Consider the following 18,789-nt stretch of genomic DNA (forward strand, 5'->3'; position numbering starts at 1 on the left):
AGGACCCCATGTGGAAAATCAAATTTTTTCTCCTCGTTGAGGCAATTTTAGGAGTGCTGGCTTTGGTCACGATGCTAGCAGATGATTTGTCGCGTGTCTTGATCTTGCTCATTCTTTTTTTGCTTTTACTTTATTATTACAGAGGAGAGCAACGAAATAATTTTCTCCTCGTTGCAGCCTTTGCTCTCTTCTTTTTTGTGACAATGTTTAATCCCTTTGTCATTGCAGGGATTGTTTTTGCTGTTGTTTATGGTTTTTTTCTCTTCTCTCCTTATTTACAGCGGGAACGAGAGGCAACTGTCTTGCATTTTAAAGAAATGGCTTCACCAGCTGAAAAAAATCGTTGGTGGGGAGACATTCACCATTTTAGCCAAGATCGTTGCCAGTTTGATGATATCAACCTAGTGCATCTTAGTGGACGAGATACGATTCATCTGGAGGAAGTTGTCTTAACAAATCATGACAATGTTATTCTTTTGCGTAAACTTTTTGGAGATACAAAAATTATTGTGCCAGTTGATGTGGCGGTTAGTTTACAAGTTAATAGCCTCTACGGCCAAGTGAATTTCTTTGAAGAAGAATCGGTCTTTCTCCGTAATGAATATCTGACTAAAAAAAGTTGGGATTACGAGCGCGCAAATAAGAGCGTAAAAATCGTTGTTTCGGGTTTAATAGGCAACATTGAGGTGGTACGAGCATGAAAAAGTGGTACTATCTAAGTTTTTTTCTCTATATCAGCCTTATCGTAGGTTTGGTCATTTACCATCTGCTTGGACTTTTTGACATCAGTTGGCAGAATCTTTGGTCAGATTGGGTTAAATTGGAGAAATTTCTCTTTTTCGTTTTCATTTTATCAATAGGTTTTAGTGCACTCCTGCTTTTTCTTTTGAGGATGTCGCAAGAGTTGCAAATGCGTCATTTTCAGAAAAGTATTCGTCGGCTTTTACAAGGAAAAACTTTAACCAAAACAAATGAGAAAGAATTGGATCAGGATCTGGTTCGGCTTTCTGACAAGCTTCAACAGTTGACAGAGAGTGTTCAACAGTCGGAAAATCAAGCGTTTGCTGATCGTGAGTTAACAGTCGAAAATGAACGTCGTCGGATTGCTCGTGACTTGCATGACACGGTTAGTCAGGAACTTTTTGCAGCGAGTATGATCTTATCAGGTTTGTCCGGTCAAGTTGAGAACTTAGATAAAAATCAACTCAAAACGCAGTTAACAGGAGTAGGTGATATTCTGGAAACAGCTCAAAAAGACTTGCGGATTTTGCTTTTGCACTTGCGCCCACAGGAGCTAGAAGGTCGAACCTTGGTTGAGGGTATGTCTGTTATTTTGGCGGAGGTCAGAGATAAGAGTGAAGTGAAAGTCTTCTTTGAACATCAAGTGGGACGACTTCCACAAATGATTGAAGAACATATTTTTCGGATTGCACAGGAAATCATCAGCAATACCCTTCGTCATGCGAAAGCACATCAGCTATCTGTTTATCTTTATCAAAATGAACATGAATTGCAGTTTAAAATGGTGGATGATGGTATTGGTTTTGAGCGAGATGAGGCAGATGAGCTTAGTTATGGATTGAAAAATATTCAGGAGCGGGTACAGGATATGGCAGGGACTATGAAGTTGTTGACAGCTCCTAAGCAGGGAGTGGCGATTGATATTCGGGTTCCTATTTTGGATAAAAGCGAGGACGATAGATGAAAATTTTACTAGTTGATGACCACGAAATGGTACGTTTAGGTCTGAAAAGTTACTTAAATTTGCAGCCAGATGTGGAAGTAATTGCTGAAGCAGCAGACGGTCGTGAGGGAGTTGAAAAAGCACTGGAATTGCGACCGGATGTTATTGTCATGGATATTGTTATGCCGGAGATGTCAGGAATTGAGGCAACTCTTGCTATTCTTAAGGACTGGAAGGAGGCTAAAATTTTAATTTTGACTTCCTACCTAGATAACGAAAAAATCGCCCCTGTTTTAGAGGCAGGAGCGCGTGGCTATATGCTAAAAACATCAGCGGCTGAAGAAATTTTACTGGCACTTGAAAAAGTCAATCGTGGTGAATTAGCGATTGAGACCGAAGTTAATCAAAAGTTTGAATATCACCGCAATCATGCAGAACTTCACGACGATTTGACGGCGCGTGAACGAGATATTTTGGGGCTTTTGGCTAAGGGTTATGAAAATCAGCGGATTGCAGACGAGCTCTTTATTTCCTTGAAAACGGTCAAGACGCACGTCTCAAATATTTTAGCAAAATTAGAAGTCAATGACCGCACGCAGGCAGTTGTTTATGCCTTTCAGCATCACTTGGTTCCACAAGAAGATGTGTAATATGGTATAATAGAAAAAGCTCAAAAAGAAAGAGGCCAACCTTGGACGCAAAACTGAAATACAAAGCTAAAAAAATTAAAATCGTTTTTTTCGATATTGACGATACTCTTCGTGTGAAAAATACCGGCTTTATGCCAGAGTCTATCCAGCAAGTGTTCAAGAGTTTGAAAGCCAAGGGGATTTTGACTGGAATTGCCTCAGGGCGTGGCATTTATGGTGTCGTTCCTGAAATTCGCGCCTTGGAGCCAGATTTTTTTGTGACCCTGAACGGTGCCTATGTGGAGGACAAAAAAGGACAGGTTATTCACCAGCGGGTCATTCCCCAGCCTATCGTGGAAGCCTATGTGGCTTGGACAAAAAAGCTGGGATTGATTATGGCTTTGCGGGCAGTCATGACGCGGTGCTATCCACTCGCACACCTGAAATTAGCGAGGCCATGGACATTATTTATCCAGACTTGCCGACTGTGCCAGATTATTATCAAAATCACGATGTTTATCAGATGTGGACCTTTGAAAAGGACGGCGTGCAGCCTGATTTACCAGAGGATCTGGCAGCTCACCTTCGCGCGGTGCGTTGGCATCCAATCTCTTGCGACATTGTCCCACAGACAGGCTCCAAAGCAGCTGGGGTGGCTAAGGTCATGGAGCACTTGGGGCTCAAGCCAGAAAATCTTCTGGTCTTTGGCGACGAGGTCAATGATTTAGAATTATTTGACTATGCAGGTCTCAGTATCGCCATGGGTGTGTCCCACCCCTTGCTTGCCAAAAAAGCAGATTATATTACAAAAACAGTAGAGGAAGACGGCATTTTTTATGCCTTAGAGGAATTAGGAATGGTAGAAAAGGAATTACAATTTCCACAAGTTGATCTAGAGCAGGTTGCAGGTCCAAAAGCGACCATTAAGACTAATCTGGGAGAGCTGAATATCCAGCTCTTTCCAGAGCAAGCGCCTAAAACGGTAGCGAATTTTATCGCCCTAGCCAAGGACGGCTACTATGACGGCGTGATTTTCCACCGGATTATTAAAGATTTTATGATTCAAGGTGGTGACCCGACCGGTACAGGTATGGGCGGGCAGTCTATCTACGGCGAGAAGTTTGAAGATGAATTTTCGCCTGAACTTTATAATGTCCGCGGAGCGCTTTCTATGGCAAATGCCGGCCCCAATACCAATGGCAGCCAGTTTTTCATCGTGCAAAATAGCAGCCTTCCTTATTCTGCCAAGGAATTAAGCCGCGGTGGCTGGCCAGAGCCTATCGCTGAACTCTATGCGGCCAAAGGTGGTACCCCTCATCTAGACCGCCGTCATACTGTTTTTGGTCAATTAGCTGACGAGGCTTCTTATCAAGTTTTGGACAAGATTGCAGCTGTGGAGATAGGGGCTATGGACAAGCCAGTTCAAGACGTTGTCATTGAAACGATTGAGGTTGTGGACGAATGAAAATTGGTGACAAGGTCAAGGGGAAGGTCACAGGTATTCGTTCCTACGGCGCCTTTGTTGAACTCTCAAACAAAGAGATTGGACTGATTCATATTTCAGAAGTTCGAGCTGGCTTTGTAGAAAATATCCACGATTTTCTAGAAGTCGGACAAGAAATTTTTGTCCAAATTGTTGATATTGATCAATACACAGGCAAGGTTAGTTTGTCTTTGAGAGCTTTGGAAGAGGACAAACAAAGCGTCATGCGTCATCATCGCTTTTCCAATGATCGCTACCAAATAGGTTTTGAACCCTTTAGGCGGAATATGAAAACTTGGATAAAAGAAAGCTTGAATGATTTAGGAATTAAAAAGTAAAGAACGAACAAAATCTTATTCAGAAGTTTACTGAATGAAGATTTTGTTCGTTTTTATATAGGCTATTTCACAAGGATTCCTAAGTCAAAAGTTTTTTAGTTTGACATTGTTCGTTGCAGCAGGATTGACAACCTTGAGAAAGTGGCGACATTATCTGTTGACGAATATTATGGGGGTAAAGGCCCATATATTTTTTGAAGAGATTAGCAAAGCGACTGTGCGATTGATAGCCGACACTTTTAGCAACATCACTGATTTCTAAGTTGGTTGAGATCAGGAGCTGTTTAGCTTGTTTCATCCTTTGAAGCTGGATAAATTCTGTTAAGGTCATCTTGTATTGTTGTTTAAAACAATTTTTTAGTTTGGTTTTACTCATCATGGCAATCTGTGCCAACAGATCTTGTGGAATTTGTGTTGCCAGATGATCTTTAATATAGTTGCAAACATTAGCTAAGGCTTGTTCATCCGCAGGGCAAACGGCATGCTTACACTTTGAAAGTTGATAGGCATTGAGAATAACACTTAGCCATTCTTTTGCTTTAATCTCATAAAAGAGCGTGCTCGCCATATTTTCTAATTTATAGTTGACAATTTCATTTGCAATTCTTTCTAGGTCTTTAGCAATTAACGGATGAGCGATTTGGAAAATATTTTCAATTTTGTCCTCATTCAGCTGGCACTGTTCTACCAAGTAATCATGGATTATCTGTTCTTTGAAGTTAATTCCAACTGACTGATAGTTAGAATTGGCATGAAGAAGATAACGCATAGTTTGGCCTTTATTGAGAGTGAGGTGAGCTTGGTTAGGAGATAAGGGCTGATAAGGAGAGAGCTGTTCGCCTTGGGCGCACTTAGTGTAGGAAGAAAAGGCGTAAAATTGAGGTAGTTTTGATAAATCATGTTGGCTAAAGCTATCTTTTTTTATCAGAAAGTCGTGAATGTTGATAGCAAAACAATCTGTTTCTAACACCCAATAAAACCCTTCCATATTCTCAGAACGGAGATGATAGGTTTTGCCTTGGGGGGCAAATCGTTGGCAATGTTTTAGTTGCGTATAACCCTTATTTTCTATATAGTTTTCGTAGCTGCTTTTCATTTTCTTCTCCAAAATGTCACGATTAGCCAGATAACACATTTAGACATAATTTTTAGAAATCTTGTTATTCATTTTTTCCCGTGTTACAATAGAATATAAAAATATTATAATGCTTTTTTGCAAGATTGACAAGCTGTTGAGTGATAATGAAAGGGGAAAGTTTATGATTAAAACTTATAAAAAGTTGTTTTCCTTTGTTCCAGAGGGGAAATGGCTGGCTTATCTTGCTATTTTGTTAGCTGCCATTTCATCTTTACTAATGGTAGGTGCCTTGTATGATTTTTACAGATTTTTACAAGAACTTATTTTGTCTGAAGATGCAGAGGCTGGTTTTCAGTTGGCCGTTCAGATTATTTATTTGATGGGTTTAGGTGTATTTTGCTATTTTGTTGCGGGGCTTTTGACGCATATTGTAGCTTTTCGTCTGGAAACGAATTTGCGTAAGGTCGGAATTGACGGTCTAGAACGATCTAATTTTTCTTTTTTTAACAAGATGCCATCTGGGAAAATAAGAAAGATTATTGATGACAATGCAGCGGAAATTCACGCTATCGTGGCTCACTTGATTCCGGATATTACGGCAGTGGTGGTAACCCCTATTGTTCTACTGTGGATCAGTTTTAAAATTCATTGGATTTTGGGGCTTCTTTTAATTCTTTTAATCCTTCTTGGCGTAGCTCTGGTCGGTGGGATGATTGGGAATAAGGAATTGATGGGACGATACATGGAAGCGCTTGAAAATTTGAACGCTAGTACAGTAGAATATGTGCGTGGGATTCAGGTGATAAAGATATTCCAGACATCCGTTTCTTCCTTTCGGATTTTACATGATAGCATTCAGAGTTACGCAGATCAATCTTTAGACTATAGTTTTAGCTGTCGTACAGCCTATGTTTTGTTTCAACTATTGCTCTCAACCTATGTCTTATTCGCTCTACCAATTTTTGCTCTGCTATTTCCACTGCAAGAACAGGTGACTTTTTTACCACAGCTCATCTTTTTTTACTCTATTGTCGGGATCGTTTTTAATTCTTTTATGAGGGTGATGTATCTGGCTATGTACCAGTATAAGGCTAATTCTTCTGTCAGCAAGATTGAAGATTTGGTAGCAGAGATGACAGCAGATCGAACCTATGAAGGGGAACAAGAAGAGTTGAAAGATGCAAGCATTGAATTTAAAAATGTATCTTTTGACTATGACGGCAAACAGGTTTTGGATCATTTATCTTTCAAGTTAGAAGCTGGTAGGGTCTACGCTTTGGTCGGTAGCAGCGGTAGTGGTAAGTCAACAATTGCTAAACTCATCGCTGGATTTTACAAGGTTTCCGACGGAGAAGTTCTACTTGGCGGCGTGCCACTAGCAAACTATAGTCAAGATGGAATGATGAAACATTTGGCTTTTGTATTTCAACAGGCTAAACTATTCAAGATGTCTATTTTTGATAATGTGAAAATAGGCAATCCCAATGCTAGTCGTGAGGAAGTCATGCGTGCCTTGGAGCTAGCTTCCTGTCAGGATATTTTGGATAAATTCCCAGAACGCGAAGCAACGCTGATCGGTGCAAAGCACGTTCATTTATCAGGCGGAGAAATGCAGCGAATTGCTATCGCTCGTGCTATTTTAAAAGATGCAGCTATCATCATCTTGGATGAGGCGTCAGCAGCAACAGATGTCAATAATGAATACCATATCCAAAAAGCCTTCGCTAATTTGATTGAAGGTAAAACAGTTATCATTATTGCGCATCGCTTGAGTTCTATTAAGGGAGTAGATGAGATTTTAGTTGTGGAAAATGGTAGGATTGTCGAAAGAGGAAGCGAAGAAGCCTTGTCTAAGCAAGCCGGACGCTACCAAGAATTAAAAGAACTCTACCAAAAAGCTAATGAATGGAGGTTGCCATGAAAGAAAAATTACAGGCGCTCTTTGCCTTGACTGACAAGGGAGCAGAGAATTTGTTGAAATCTTGCTGGGTATCACTCGCTCTCTTTTTTGGTCAGATGCTACCCTTCTTTCTTCTGATGTTTTATATTGAAAATTTGCTATCTGGAACAGTGCCTAACCTTTGGGCTTTAAGTGCCGCTCTTGTAGCAGTAGTCCTTGTCTTGTACGGACTCTTATATACCGATTACAATGCTACTTATACGACAACCTATCAAGAAAGTGCAAATATTCGTCTAGATATTGCTGGGATACTGCAGAAACTTCCCTTATCTTATTTTTCAAATCATGACTTGTCTGATTTATCACAGACACTGATGAGTGATGTGGAGCGTTTGGAGCATGCGCTTAGCCATGCAATTGCAAAGACTATTGCTTTTGTGGTTTATTTCATTCTAATGGCTGTGTTGATGCTACTAGGCAATGTCTATCTGGGGCTGAGCGTCCTTTTGCCTATTCTGCTTACTATGGGTTTGCTTCTCTTGTCGAAAAAGATGCAACTTGACATGACGACGAAGTACTGGCAGCAATTGAGAGAGAATTCGGAAAGTTTTCAGTCAGCTATTGAACTGCAAGAAGAACTAAAGGCCTATAATTTACATCATAAGTTTGCTCAGAATCTCAGAGACCAGATGGAAAAAAGTGAAAAATTGCATCTCAAATCTGAATTAACACAAGGAATTCCTTTGATGCTTGCCAATATTTTGATTCGATTTACTTTAGGAATTGTGGTATTGGTGTCTTCAATTCTTTATTTACAAGGTCAGGTACCTCTTCTTTATGTGCTGGGTTATTTGTTGGTAGCGGTAAAAATGATGGACGCTTTAGAAGGTCTGACGGCAAATATCACGGAGCTCTTACATATTGATGTTGCTGTAAAGCAAATTAAAAGTTTGCGAGAAACTCCTCAACAAAAGGGAAAATCGGTAGAACTCAAGCATTTCGATATTGTTTTGGAAGATGTTTCCTTTGCTTATAAAGAAGACCAAAAAGTGATTGACCATGTTTCATTTACTGCTAAGCAAAATCAAGTAACGGCTCTAGTTGGTCCTTCTGGTTGTGGGAAGACGACTTTATTGCGCCTGTTATCACGTCTATATGACTATGACAGTGGTCACATCTTGATTGATGGATATGATATTCGTGATTTGGATACTGATAGTTTATTTAGTGCCATTTCTATTGTATTTCAGGAAGTGACTCTGTTCAATGACACAGTGCTGGAAAATATCCGCTTGGGGCGTCCAAGTGCTAGTGATGAAGAAGTTAAAGAAGCAGCACGTTTGGCTCGCTGCGAGGATTTTATCGCTCGTCTACCAGAAGGCTATGATACTCTGATCGGTGAAAATGGGGCTAAGCTATCAGGTGGGGAACGTCAGCGGATTTCTATCGCAAGAGCTATGTTGAAGCAAGCACCGATTGTTATTTTAGATGAAATTGCTTCATCTCTTGATATTGAAAATGAAAAAATGATTCAAGAAAGTCTCAATCTGCTTTTGAAAGATAAGACAGTCATCATCATTTCACACCGTCTCAAATCTATCGAAAACGCAGATCAGATTGTTGTGATGAAAGACGGTCAAGTCGAAGGAATTGGTAAGCATCAAGAGCTACTGACAAGTTCTGGTGTTTATCAGGAGCTTGTGGCAACAGCTGAAAAAATTGATAAATTCCGCTATCGCGCCTAACTAAAAAAGGGTTAAGAACAGCCTATCTGTTCGTAACTCTTGCAAAATGAAAGGAAATATTATGAAACAAGAAACATTTACAGCTAAAGATTTAATTAATGCAGGTCTTTTTTCCCTCCTTGTCTTTGTGGCAACCTTTATCGGAGGCATGTTTGGGCTTATTCCTGTTCTAATGCCTGCCATTCCCTTTCTTTGTTCATTCATAGCTGGTCCAGTCTTCATGCTTTATTCTACAAAGATTCATCGTTTTGGAATGATTCTCATTATGGGAGCTATTACAGGTTTGCTTTTCACTGTGACAGGGCATGGAATTTATATTTTACCAGGAATTATCCTTCTTTCTCTGATTAGTGAATGGATCCTTAAACAAGGTCATTATCACAGTGTCAATCATACACGTTGGGCTCTGGTTGTTTACTCTATTTATACTGTTTTTAACTTTATTCCGATCTTTATCGGTCGTGAAGCCTATATCCAAAAACTAATTGATACAGGTTATGGGAAAAAATACGCGGAGGAAATGATGAGCGTGCTGCCAAACTGGTCCTTGATTCCTATCGTATTACTTGGTTGTGTTGGGGCTTACTTGGGAGCTAGTCTTGGCATCAAACTTCTCAACAAGCATTTTAAGCGGGCAGGAATGATGTAATATTATGAAATTAGACTTTCGAACCAAGGCGATTATGACAGTTGTGATTTCCTTTGTTCTTTTGTTAGGAAATCTCTATCGCCAGTATTTCCCAGTCATTGTTCTTTTATCAGTCTTACCATATTTGCTTCTGTTCCTAGATAAAAGGTATCGCGAATGTTTTTATGGATTGATTTGGTTAGGTGCAGCTCTGGGGGTACAGATATTTTTCTTGCACCATATGTCATCATCTGTGCTGGATAGTTTGTTTTTACTTTTGGTTATGGTGATTCTGCGTATGGCGCCGGGTCTAGTTATGGGACGTTATAGTCTAATCACAACTACGATGAGCGATCTAGTAGCTTCTTTGCAAGCTATGAAATTGCCTGATGTTTTGATTATTCCTATTTCAGTCATGTTTCGTTTCTTTTATACGGTAAAAGAAGACTATCGTTATATCCGTGAAGCAATGTACCTTCACGGTTTAACTTGGAAAAACTATTTCCGTGAGCCAATGAAGATGTTAGAGTATCAATTAGTGCCTCTTTTGATGTGCTTATCACGAACCGCTGATGATGTAGCAATTTCAGCTATGACTCGTGGTATGGTAGTCGGTCGGAAGCGAACAACTATCTCGGAAACTCGTCTACGTTTTTGGGATTATCTCTTGATTGGACTTATGCTTGGCGTATTACTATTAGATATTTGGAGTCGTTATGCTTGAATTTCAGCAGGTTTCTTTAGCCTATGAGGAACCGATACTAGAAAATTTAGAACTTACTTTTATGCCAGGGCAAATCAGTGTCATTACGGGGAATTCTGGCTGTGGTAAAAGTAGCTTGATTAAATTGATTAATGGAGTTATTCCTTATTTTCAAAAAGCAACAATCAGCGGTCAGGTGATGTTTCAAGGAAAAAATTTTCAAAATTTGGATATATCAGAACGCAGTTCTTTTGTTTCAACAGTTTTCCAAAATCCCAAGACACAGTTCTACACAGTCAATTCGACCGACGAAATGGCTTTTGCACTAGAAAATCGCCAAGTTTCCCCAAAAGAAATTAGAAAGCGAATAAGTCACTATACGAAATTACTGGAAACAGAAAAACTGCTTGATCGAGATATTTTTACTTTATCGGGCGGTGAAAAACAGCTCTTGGCTATTACTAGTGTCGCTTGTATGGACAATGATATTTATCTGTTTGATGAACCATCAGCTTCCCTAGATCGTCAGGCAATTCAGCATTTTTGCCGTGTTTTGCAATTACTTAAATCCATGGGCAAAATTGTCATTGTTGCAGAGCATCGTCTGTATTATTTGAAAGAAATTTTGGATCAACTGATTATTCTCAAAGAACGAAAAGCACATATCTTTTCTGCTGGTCAAATTAATCAAGAATTGCTTTCGTCTTATCGCTTGCGGCGCTTACTGGAGCTATCTAAGAGCGAATTAGGTGAGATTAGGAGCAAAAAGTTATATAGCCATTCAAAAGAAAATGGAAATCTGCTTTGTCAAAATTACAAGTATTCATATGGTGATAAGCTTGTTTTTGACATGGATCTTGCTTTTGAACAAGGAATCCATTTTATTATTGGTGAAAACGGTGTAGGAAAGACAACCTTTTTACGTTGTTTGGCAGGTCTGGAAAAGAAATTTCAAGGGCAGACTTTTTATCGAGAGAGGATAGTCAAACCTAGTTATCAATTTATCAGCATGGTCATGCAGGATGTCAATTACCAAATTTTTACTGAATCGGTTTGGTCAGAAATTTCCATTGTAAGTGATGATGAAGTAGCCAAAAAAGCCGCTTTAGAACGGCTTCATTTGTGGGAAAAGCGAGAGCAGCACCCTCAAACCTTATCAGGTGGAGAAAAGCAACGCTTATTATTGGCTATGGCACGAGTGTCCAACCGCCCAATTGTTCTTTTGGATGAGCCGACTAGCGGTCTGTGTAAATCACAAATGGAACAAATGATTAGAGACTTAAAAGAGATGGCAGAGGCAGGAAAAACGATTCTAATTGTTACGCATGATTATGAACTAATCAAAGAATGCGGCGGTAGAATTATTGAGTTTGTGAAAAATTTTTCGACATGTGTTAACTAGTTTATTTGCAGGTGTTATCATACTAGGTAAGAAAACCTACATTCGATATAAGTGAAGGAGGCTAATAATGGACTTATATACACCCGTTGAAGAAAAACTAAAAGAGCTAGATATTGCTTTTCAAATTGTTGAGCATGAACCAGCCCTGACAACAGAACAGGCAGATAGTTTCATCGAAGGGATTGAAGGGGTTCGTACCAAGACCATGTTTCTAACTAATAAAAAGAAGACCCAATATTATTTACTCATCATGGATGACCAAAAGATGTTGGATATGGATGCTTTTAGGGAAATAGTGGGAGCTAATAGAATTCGTATGGCTTCTAGCGACAGTTTATATGAAAAAATGCTCTTGCCGCCAGGAGTTGTTTCACCATTTGGACTGCTCAATAATAAGGAACATGATATTTTGGTTTATATAGATAGCGAGATTGTACCTGAAAAGCGTATGAGTTTTCATCCTAATACTAATGAAAAGACGATTTTCTTGGATACTCCAGACTTGCTGAACTATATCGAGTCTATCGGTTACCAAGTAACAGTTGTTGATTTGTAAACAGCTCTATTTTATAAAAAGTAATTCAATTTTTTGATTATTAGAAAAAGGACTGACTTGAGTCAATCCTTTTTTTATACACTTTTTCCCGGAAGTAGAGTTACAGGCAGGAAATAGCCTGTTGTCTTGACTTCTTGTCCTGCAATTTTCTTAAGGAGCAGATCTACGCAGAGAGTGGCAATTTCTTTCATTGGTTGTTTAATGGTTGCTAAGTGCGGATAATAATTTTCCACAAAATAAGTACCGTCGTAACCGATCACTTTCAATTCTTGCGGCAGTTGAATTCCTAATTCACCAGCCACCTTCATAATCAAAATAGCAGTTAGATCATCTGAAGCAAAGATAGCGTCAAGCTTGACAGTTGTTAGGATATTTTTGATTTCCATTTCTTTGCGGATAGGAGAAAAATCACTTGATACATTAATGATTGCTGCATCAGGTAAAACAGAGGCGAAGCCAGCGTGGCGTAATCCTGTAGGTGAGTTGGAATTGTCATTTCCTGTGATCATGATAATTTTTTGGGCACCTGCCTTGACCAAGGTTTCGGCTGCTAGCACACCGCCTGCATAGTTATCAGAGGAAACTACAGGGATATCCGGAGATAGGTTGCGGTCGAAAGAAATGATCGGTGCTGTTACGCGATCATAATCAGAAATTCCCAGATTATGACTGCCTGAGATAATACCATCCACTTGGTTGGCTTCTAGCATTTCGATGTACTCGCGTTCCTTGGTCGAGTCGTGTTCGCTATTACAGATAATAGTTTTGTAACCATGCTTGAAGAGTTCGTGCTCCAGTTTATCAATTAATTCTGCATAAAAAACATTGCTGATATTGGGAAAAATGAGCCCAATCAATTTGGCCGGTTTTCCTTGCAAGCTGCGTGCAACATTATTGGGCTTGTAACCAAGTTCACGCATGGCTTTCTTGACCTTTTGTACAGTTTTATCTGACAGATAACCTTTTTTATTGATGACACGGGAGACAGTTGTTGGGCTGCATCCTGCCAGTTCAGCTACATCAGTTAGTTTTGCGACCATAGACTAATTCATAGTATTTTCCACTAGGTGCTCCTTTGGTTACATAAATACCAGATTGGTTTTCATGTGGGAAAACACGACCGGAAAAAACTTTTTCTCCTTTATTGATAAAAATTTCAAAAATAGATTTGTCAACGAAGATATTGACAGTAGTATCTGTTGGGCTAATATCACAAGAGCGGCTGGTGCCAAATTTTGTAGCATATTGTTCACCAGCTTGACTGCGATCAACAAGAACTTGTCCTTTCTCTAAGTCAAACACAATGCGTAGTCCTTCTTTGTTCTCATCTGCAAAAAGAACCAATTCATGGCTTTGTCCTGCGGGAAGAGTTAGCTCGAGTTCATAAGTATTATGAGTGTGGTTCTTATTTGAAAGACTTTCTTCACTGTCACGAAGATTTGTGATAGCATTGACCGGATGTTGATAAAGTTTACCGTTTTTGATGCTCAATTCCTTGACCAGAGAGAAGACTCCTTGGTGGTCAAAGCGGTCGGACGGATAATCCACATCAGGCAGTCCAAGCCAGCTAACTGCTAGCGCCCGCCCGTCAGGTGCGTTAAAGGCTTGAGTGGCATAGCATTCAAAACCATAATCCAGATTTTTGATTGGACTAGGCCCAATCAAAGTAGCGGTTTTTGTGTCAAATGCTTGACCTATTTTATAAGTGTTTGGATAAATATTATCGTAGGAAAGGACCTTCTTATCTAAGCCTTGCGGGCAGTAAAGCAGAACAGGCTGTTCATCAATGAAGACCAGATTTGGGCACTCTATCATATAGGCGGTGTTGTCGCTAGCGTAGTCCAAATCACCCACGACTTGCCAGTTACGGTAGTCGTTATCAAGTGCCTTGTAGAGCTTGATATAGCCTTTTTTGTCAAGCTTTTGTCCGCCGACAATGGCGTAAAATTGTCCACGATAGTTGAAAATTTGTGGATCGCGGAAGTGATCGGTTGTATCAGCAGGCTGCTCAATTAAAACTTGGTCAATTTTATTAATCTGTCCATTTTTGTCTAAGAGAGCGCCGATTTGATAAGGGTGGCGCACCCAGTTTTCATCGCGATGATTTCCCGTGTAAAAGAGGAAAAGCTGGTCATTAAACTCCATGGCAGAGCCAGAATAAGCGCCGTGGCTGTCCAGTTCTGTATCGGGCAGAAGCCGCACCCCAGTCTCCTTAAAGTGAACCAAGTCCTCGCTTTCTAATTGCACCCAGCATTTGAGACCATGAGCTGCCCCAAAAGGGAAATTTTGATAAAAAACCACCCATTTGCCGTTAAAATAGGAGAAGCCGTTGGGGTCGTTGAGTAAGCCCGTCTTAGGCTCCACATGATAGGTTGCCCGCCAAGGTGATTGTTCGATGTTCTTTTTGATTTGTTCGATTTCTTCTTGCGTCCAGTCTTCGTAGCGTCTGTAGCGCTTTTCAGTAGTCCAAGTCAATTTCTTTCCTCCAAAATTGAATTTCTTTCTTCTATAGTAAACGTTTTCGAGATAAAAATCAACAAAAAAACTAGAAAAAAATAAAATTTCTGCAAAACGCTTGACATATTTTAAAATCATGTTAAAATAATAGTCGTAGGGCGAATAAAATCGCTTTCATAAATTTTCAAAAATTTTATAAGGAGATTTCCAAATGGAAAACAAGGACATTGCAAAACAGGTCATTGAAGCCATTGGTGGACGTGAGAATGTCAATAGTGTTGCTCATTGTGCGACTCGTTTGCGGGTGATGGTCAAAGACGAGGCTAAAATTGATAAGGACAGAGTCGAAAACCTTGAAAAAGTACAGGGTGCTTTCTTCAACTCAGGTCAATACCAAATCATTTTTGGTACGGGCACGGTTAATAAGATTTATGATGAAGTAGTAGCGCTGGGCTTGCCAACAGCTTCAACTGGTGAGCAAAAAGCTGAAGCAGCTAAGCAAGGGAACTGGTTCCAACGCGCTGTCCGCACCTTTGGTGACGTATTTGTCCCAATCTTGCCAGCTATCGTGGCAACAGGTCTTTTCATGGGGATTCGTGGTGCGATTAACAATGATACCATTCTTGGTTTGTTTGGAACTACTTCAAAAGCTTTTGCAGCCTCAGACTTTTACACTTATACAGTTGTTTTGACTGACACTGCCTTTGCCTTCTTCCCAGCTTTGATTTCATGGTCAGCTTTCCGCGTTTTCGGTGGAAATCCTGTTATTGGTATTGTACTTGGTTTGATGTTGGTAAATACGGCTCTGCCAAATGCTTGGGATGTAGCTTCTGGTGCAGCAAAACCGATTATGTTCTTTGGTTTCATTCCAGTTGTTGGTTACCAGAACTCAGTCTTGCCAGCCTTCTTCATCGGCTTACTCGGTGCAAAATTGGAAAAATGGCTGCATAAGAAAATTCCAGATGTGCTTGACCTTTTAGTTGTGCCATTCTTGACTTTCCTTGTAATGTCTATCCTTGGTCTCTTTGTCATTGGTCCAATCTTCCACTCACTTGAAAATGTTATTCTTGCAGCAACTAAAGCGATCCTTGCTTTACCATTTGGACTTGCAGGACTGATCCTTGGTGGTGTTCACCAGTTGATCGTCGTGACAGGTGTTCACCATATCTTCAACTTACTAGAAGCACAATTGATTGCAAATGAAGGAAAAGATGCCTTTAATGCGATCATCACAGCTGCTATGACTGCCCAAGCGGGTGCAACTCTTGCAGTTGGTGTAAAAACAAAATCTAAAAAACTAAAAGCTCTTGCATTCCCGGCTGCTCTCTCTGCAGGTCTTGGAATTACTGAACCAGCTATTTTCGGGGTAAACTTACGTTATGGTAAACCATTTGTACTTGGTCTTGTTGCCGGTGCTGCTGGTGGTTGGTTAGCTTCTATTCTTGGACTTGCTGGTACTGGATTTGGGATTACCATTATCCCAGGTACGCTTCTCTATCTGAATGGTCAAGTTCTTCAATATATCTTTATGGTACTTGTCACTACTGGTCTTGGATTTGGTTTGACTTATGCGTTTGGTTACAAAGATGCTGAAGAAGAAGTGACTGAAGCAAAAGAAGTAGTAGAAGCTAATGAAGCAGCTGCGCCAGTCCTTTCTGATGAAACAATCGTTTCTCCAATCGTTGGTCAAATGGTTGACTTGAAAGATGTCAATGATCCAGTATTCTCTAGCGGTGCTATGGGACAAGGAGTTGCGGTGAAACCTAGTGAAGGTGTTGTGTATGCTCCTGCGGATGCAGAAGTGACAATCGCATTTGCAACTGGTCACGCTTATGGCTTGAAAACGACAAAAGGTGCTGAAATCTTGATTCACGTAGGTATTGACACAGTTTCTATGAACGGTGACGGATTTGATCAAAAAGTTGCTCAAGGTGATAAGGTGAAAGCTGGCGATGTTCTTGGTACATTTGATGCTGCGAAAATTGCAGCCGCTGGTCTTGATGACACAACTATGGTGATTATTACCAACACAGCTGATTATGCTTCTGTTACTCCTGTTGCAGAGGGTACAGTAGCGAAAGGCGATGCTGTGATTGAGCTAAAAGCCTAACCGTATAATGTGATAAGAGGCTGAGCAAAAGGGTTCAGCTTCTTCACTTTTGGTTAACAAAACACATTAATACAGCGGTTGATTGTTTTCTTTGCTCGCTTCACGTCTCAAAGTTGTCAATCAACTGTGCAGGGGTGGGAAACGAACTCTTTTCAGTTCTTTCCCACTCCCTTTTCTTTGAAAAAGAGAAGGAAAAGTAAGATTTTTACTCAGAAGTCATACGAAGATATGCTATAATGAATAGAGAAGAAAACAAAATAAAAAGAGGTCTTGAAATGACAAAATTGTATGGAAGCCTAGAAGCTGGCGGTACAAAATTTGTATGTGCGGTTGGAGATGAAAATTTTGAAGTAATAGAAAAAACACAATTTCCAACGACCACACCGATTGAAACGTTGGATAAGGCAATTGCATTTTTCTCTCGTCTTGAGAATTTAGCTGGTCTTGCGGTTGGTTCATTTGGTCCGATTGACATTGATCCTAATTCAAAAACGTATGGTTTTATTACAACGACACCTAAACCACACTGGGCAAATGTCGATATTGTCGGTGCTTTGCGACGTGCTTTAAATGTACCGATTTACTTTACGACAGATGTTAATAGCTCTGCTTATGGTGAAGTAGTGGCGCGAAATAATGCAGGCGGACGCATTGAAAATCTAGTTTACTATACGATTGGGACGGGGATTGGAGCTGGTGTGATTCAGCGTGGTCAATTTATTGGTGGGATTGGACATCCTGAAATGGGGCATTATTATGTGGCTAAGCACCCTATGGATGTTGAAAAAGAGTTTGACGGTGTTTGTCCTTTCCACAAGGGCTGTTTAGAAGGGATGGCAGCTGGTCCCAGTCTTGAAGCGCGAACAGGCGTGCGTGGTGAGAATATTGAGTTGAATAGCAGCGTTTGGGATGTTCAAGCTTACTATATTGCGCAAGCGGCGGTCAATGCAACCGTGACTTTCAGGCCAGACATCATCGTCTTTGGTGGAGGGGTTATGGCACAAGAGCACATGGCAAATCGTGTGCGTGACAAGTTTGCGGTCCTTCTCAATGATTATATCCCTGTACCTAAAGATTTACGGGAGTACATTGTCACACCTGCGGTGGCAGGAAATGGCTCCGCTACTCTTGGAAATTTTGTTCTTGCCAAGGAAGTTAGTGAAAAATAATTTTTATAAAATAAAATCTATCTCGTCAGTGTAGGCAGATTTTTTCTATAAAATTGTTGCCGTATTGACATTTTTGTGTAAAATGCTAAACTAAAATAAGTAAAACGTTTACAGGGAGCTTGAAGATGTCTTGGTTGAAAAAAATGTTTGGAGATGGTGAGCCAGCTGAAAAATCCACTATTTCAAAGGAGGTCAGGAGACAGGATGAGCTTGTGTTAGCTCCAGCGTCTGGTCAGGCTTTCCCTTTGGTAGAAGCTAAGGATCCCGTTTTTGCCAATGGTATTATGGGGCAAGGAATTGCTATTGAGCCAACAGATGGTATGGTTTATGCTCCTTTTGATGCACAAGTGACGATTGCCTTTGAAACGAAACATGCTTATGGCTTAAAGGCGCCAGGCGGGGCAGAGGTTCTAATACATATTGGAATTGATACAGTCAGCTTAAATGGTGATGGTTTTAAACAGATGGTGAAGCAGGGAGATTTTGTTAAGTCGGGAGAGCTTCTGGGAAGTTTTGACCGTGAAAAAATTGTTGCCGCAGGACTTGGTACGACTATAATGGTTATCGTAACCAATACGATAGACTATACTTCGATAACTAGTCTTGTAGAAGGCTCTGTTGTTCATGGTACACCACTTCTTAAATTAGAGATTTGAGGCTCTTTGTCAACTGTAGTGGGTTGATGTCAGCTAAGATCTGGAGAGAACCGAATTGGTTCTCTCCTTTTTGATATTTAAAGCGATGAGAATTCTAGTTTTAAAGTTGTCAAAGTTCCGAAAGCCGAAAGCGTTGCGCTTGATAACCTTGATAAGGTTGTTAGTGGCCTCTAGCTTAGCATTTGAGTAGGGAAGTTCCAAAGCATTGATAATCTTGTCCCTCTCTTTCAAAAAAGTCTTAAAAACAGTCT

General features: G+C 40.2%; 17 protein-coding genes and 1 pseudogene. 14 read left to right on the top strand and 4 right to left on the bottom strand.

Annotation, left to right across the window (positions count from 1 at the left end; genetic code table 11):
* The first annotated feature begins 8 nt into the window (after positions 1-8).
* From liaF to A3I3_RS0102235, 5 genes and pseudogenes are all read left to right on the top strand, one after another.
* Positions 9-701, top strand: coding sequence for a cell wall-active antibiotics response protein LiaF (liaF, locus tag A3I3_RS0102215; protein ID WP_018371105.1), 693 nt, complete (start codon positions 9-11; stop codon positions 699-701).
* Positions 698-1,705 carry an envelope stress sensor histidine kinase LiaS gene (locus A3I3_RS0102220; RefSeq protein WP_018371106.1) on the top strand — a complete coding sequence of 336 codons (1,008 nt, stop codon included), beginning with the start codon at positions 698-700 and terminating at the stop codon, positions 1,703-1,705. Before liaF ends, A3I3_RS0102220 begins: the two co-directional genes overlap by 4 nt.
* Positions 1,702-2,334 (top strand): response regulator transcription factor, encoded by a 633-nt coding sequence (locus tag A3I3_RS0102225; protein WP_018371107.1) that lies wholly within the window; start codon positions 1,702-1,704, stop codon positions 2,332-2,334. Before A3I3_RS0102220 ends, A3I3_RS0102225 begins: the two co-directional genes overlap by 4 nt.
* A 41-nt stretch (positions 2,335-2,375) precedes the next feature.
* A pseudogene (locus A3I3_RS11235) lies at positions 2,376-3,778 on the top strand (bifunctional Cof-type HAD-IIB family hydrolase/peptidylprolyl isomerase).
* Complete coding sequence (locus A3I3_RS0102235; protein ID WP_018371109.1) at positions 3,775-4,134, top strand: CvfD/Ygs/GSP13 family RNA-binding post-transcriptional regulator; 360 nt, start codon at positions 3,775-3,777, stop codon at positions 4,132-4,134. The pseudogene A3I3_RS11235 and the gene A3I3_RS0102235 overlap by 4 nt, the downstream one beginning before the upstream one ends.
* 79 nt (positions 4,135-4,213) lie before the next feature.
* On the opposite strand, the gene A3I3_RS0102240 is transcribed toward A3I3_RS0102235, so the two are convergent.
* Positions 4,214-5,230: a helix-turn-helix domain-containing protein gene (locus tag A3I3_RS0102240; protein ID WP_018371110.1), complete on the bottom strand. Its 1,017-nt coding sequence runs from the start codon at positions 5,228-5,230 to the stop codon at positions 4,214-4,216.
* A 166-nt stretch (positions 5,231-5,396) separates the two neighbouring features.
* On the opposite strand from A3I3_RS0102240, the gene A3I3_RS0102245 reads away from it, so the two are divergent.
* The 6 genes from A3I3_RS0102245 to A3I3_RS0102270 all read left to right on the top strand — a co-directional run bounded on the left by A3I3_RS0102245 (position 5,397) and on the right by A3I3_RS0102270 (position 12,146).
* A complete protein-coding gene (locus A3I3_RS0102245; RefSeq protein ID WP_398574974.1) occupies positions 5,397-7,133 on the top strand; it encodes an ABC transporter ATP-binding protein in 1,737 nt (578 codons plus the stop codon).
* Positions 7,130-8,857: an ABC transporter ATP-binding protein gene (locus tag A3I3_RS0102250; protein WP_018371112.1), complete on the top strand. Its 1,728-nt coding sequence runs from the start codon at positions 7,130-7,132 to the stop codon at positions 8,855-8,857. Before A3I3_RS0102245 ends, A3I3_RS0102250 begins: the two co-directional genes overlap by 4 nt.
* Before the next feature lie 61 nt (positions 8,858-8,918).
* Entirely contained in the window at positions 8,919-9,506 is a 588-nt protein-coding gene (locus tag A3I3_RS0102255) for an MptD family putative ECF transporter S component (RefSeq protein WP_018371113.1), read from the top strand.
* A gap of 4 nt (positions 9,507-9,510) precedes the next feature.
* Positions 9,511-10,209 (top strand): energy-coupling factor transporter transmembrane component T, encoded by a 699-nt coding sequence (locus A3I3_RS0102260; RefSeq protein WP_018371114.1) that lies wholly within the window; start codon positions 9,511-9,513, stop codon positions 10,207-10,209.
* Entirely contained in the window at positions 10,202-11,590 is a 1,389-nt protein-coding gene (locus A3I3_RS0102265) for an ABC transporter ATP-binding protein (RefSeq protein ID WP_018371115.1), read from the top strand. Before A3I3_RS0102260 ends, A3I3_RS0102265 begins: the two co-directional genes overlap by 8 nt.
* Before the next feature lie 67 nt (positions 11,591-11,657).
* Positions 11,658-12,146 (top strand): prolyl-tRNA synthetase associated domain-containing protein, encoded by a 489-nt coding sequence (locus A3I3_RS0102270; protein ID WP_018371116.1) that lies wholly within the window; start codon positions 11,658-11,660, stop codon positions 12,144-12,146.
* Positions 12,147-12,220: 74 nt separating this feature from the next.
* On the opposite strand, the gene A3I3_RS0102275 is transcribed toward A3I3_RS0102270, so the two are convergent.
* Together A3I3_RS0102275 and A3I3_RS0102280 are read right to left on the bottom strand one after the other, a co-directional pair.
* Positions 12,221-13,186: a LacI family DNA-binding transcriptional regulator gene (locus tag A3I3_RS0102275; RefSeq protein WP_018371117.1), complete on the bottom strand. Its 966-nt coding sequence runs from the start codon at positions 13,184-13,186 to the stop codon at positions 12,221-12,223.
* Complete coding sequence (locus A3I3_RS0102280) at positions 13,167-14,621, bottom strand: sucrose-6-phosphate hydrolase (protein ID WP_026129827.1); 1,455 nt, start codon at positions 14,619-14,621, stop codon at positions 13,167-13,169. The genes A3I3_RS0102275 and A3I3_RS0102280 overlap by 20 nt, the downstream gene beginning before the upstream one ends.
* 193 nt (positions 14,622-14,814) lie before the next feature.
* On the opposite strand from A3I3_RS0102280, the gene A3I3_RS0102285 reads away from it, so the two are divergent.
* The 3 genes from A3I3_RS0102285 (at position 14,815) to A3I3_RS0102295 (ending at position 18,538) form a co-directional block, all read left to right on the top strand.
* A complete protein-coding gene (locus A3I3_RS0102285) occupies positions 14,815-16,713 on the top strand; it encodes a sucrose-specific PTS transporter subunit IIBC (protein WP_018371119.1) in 1,899 nt (632 codons plus the stop codon).
* Positions 16,714-16,988: 275 nt separating this feature from the next.
* The gene (scrK, locus tag A3I3_RS0102290; RefSeq protein WP_018371120.1) at positions 16,989-17,882 is read left to right on the top strand and encodes a fructokinase ScrK; all 894 of its coding nucleotides are present in this window, start codon (positions 16,989-16,991) and stop codon (positions 17,880-17,882) included.
* Positions 17,883-18,007: 125 nt separating this feature from the next.
* The gene (locus A3I3_RS0102295) at positions 18,008-18,538 is read left to right on the top strand and encodes a PTS sugar transporter subunit IIA (RefSeq protein ID WP_018371121.1); all 531 of its coding nucleotides are present in this window, start codon (positions 18,008-18,010) and stop codon (positions 18,536-18,538) included.
* Between the two features lie 33 nt (positions 18,539-18,571).
* Here A3I3_RS0102295 and A3I3_RS0102300 read toward each other — a convergent pair.
* On the bottom strand, positions 18,572-18,789 hold a 218-nt coding region (locus A3I3_RS0102300), incomplete at its 5' end, for a transposase (protein WP_018371122.1).

Source organism: Streptococcus massiliensis DSM 18628 (assembly GCF_000380065.1).
In the GTDB taxonomy this organism is placed as follows: domain Bacteria; phylum Bacillota; class Bacilli; order Lactobacillales; family Streptococcaceae; genus Streptococcus; species Streptococcus massiliensis.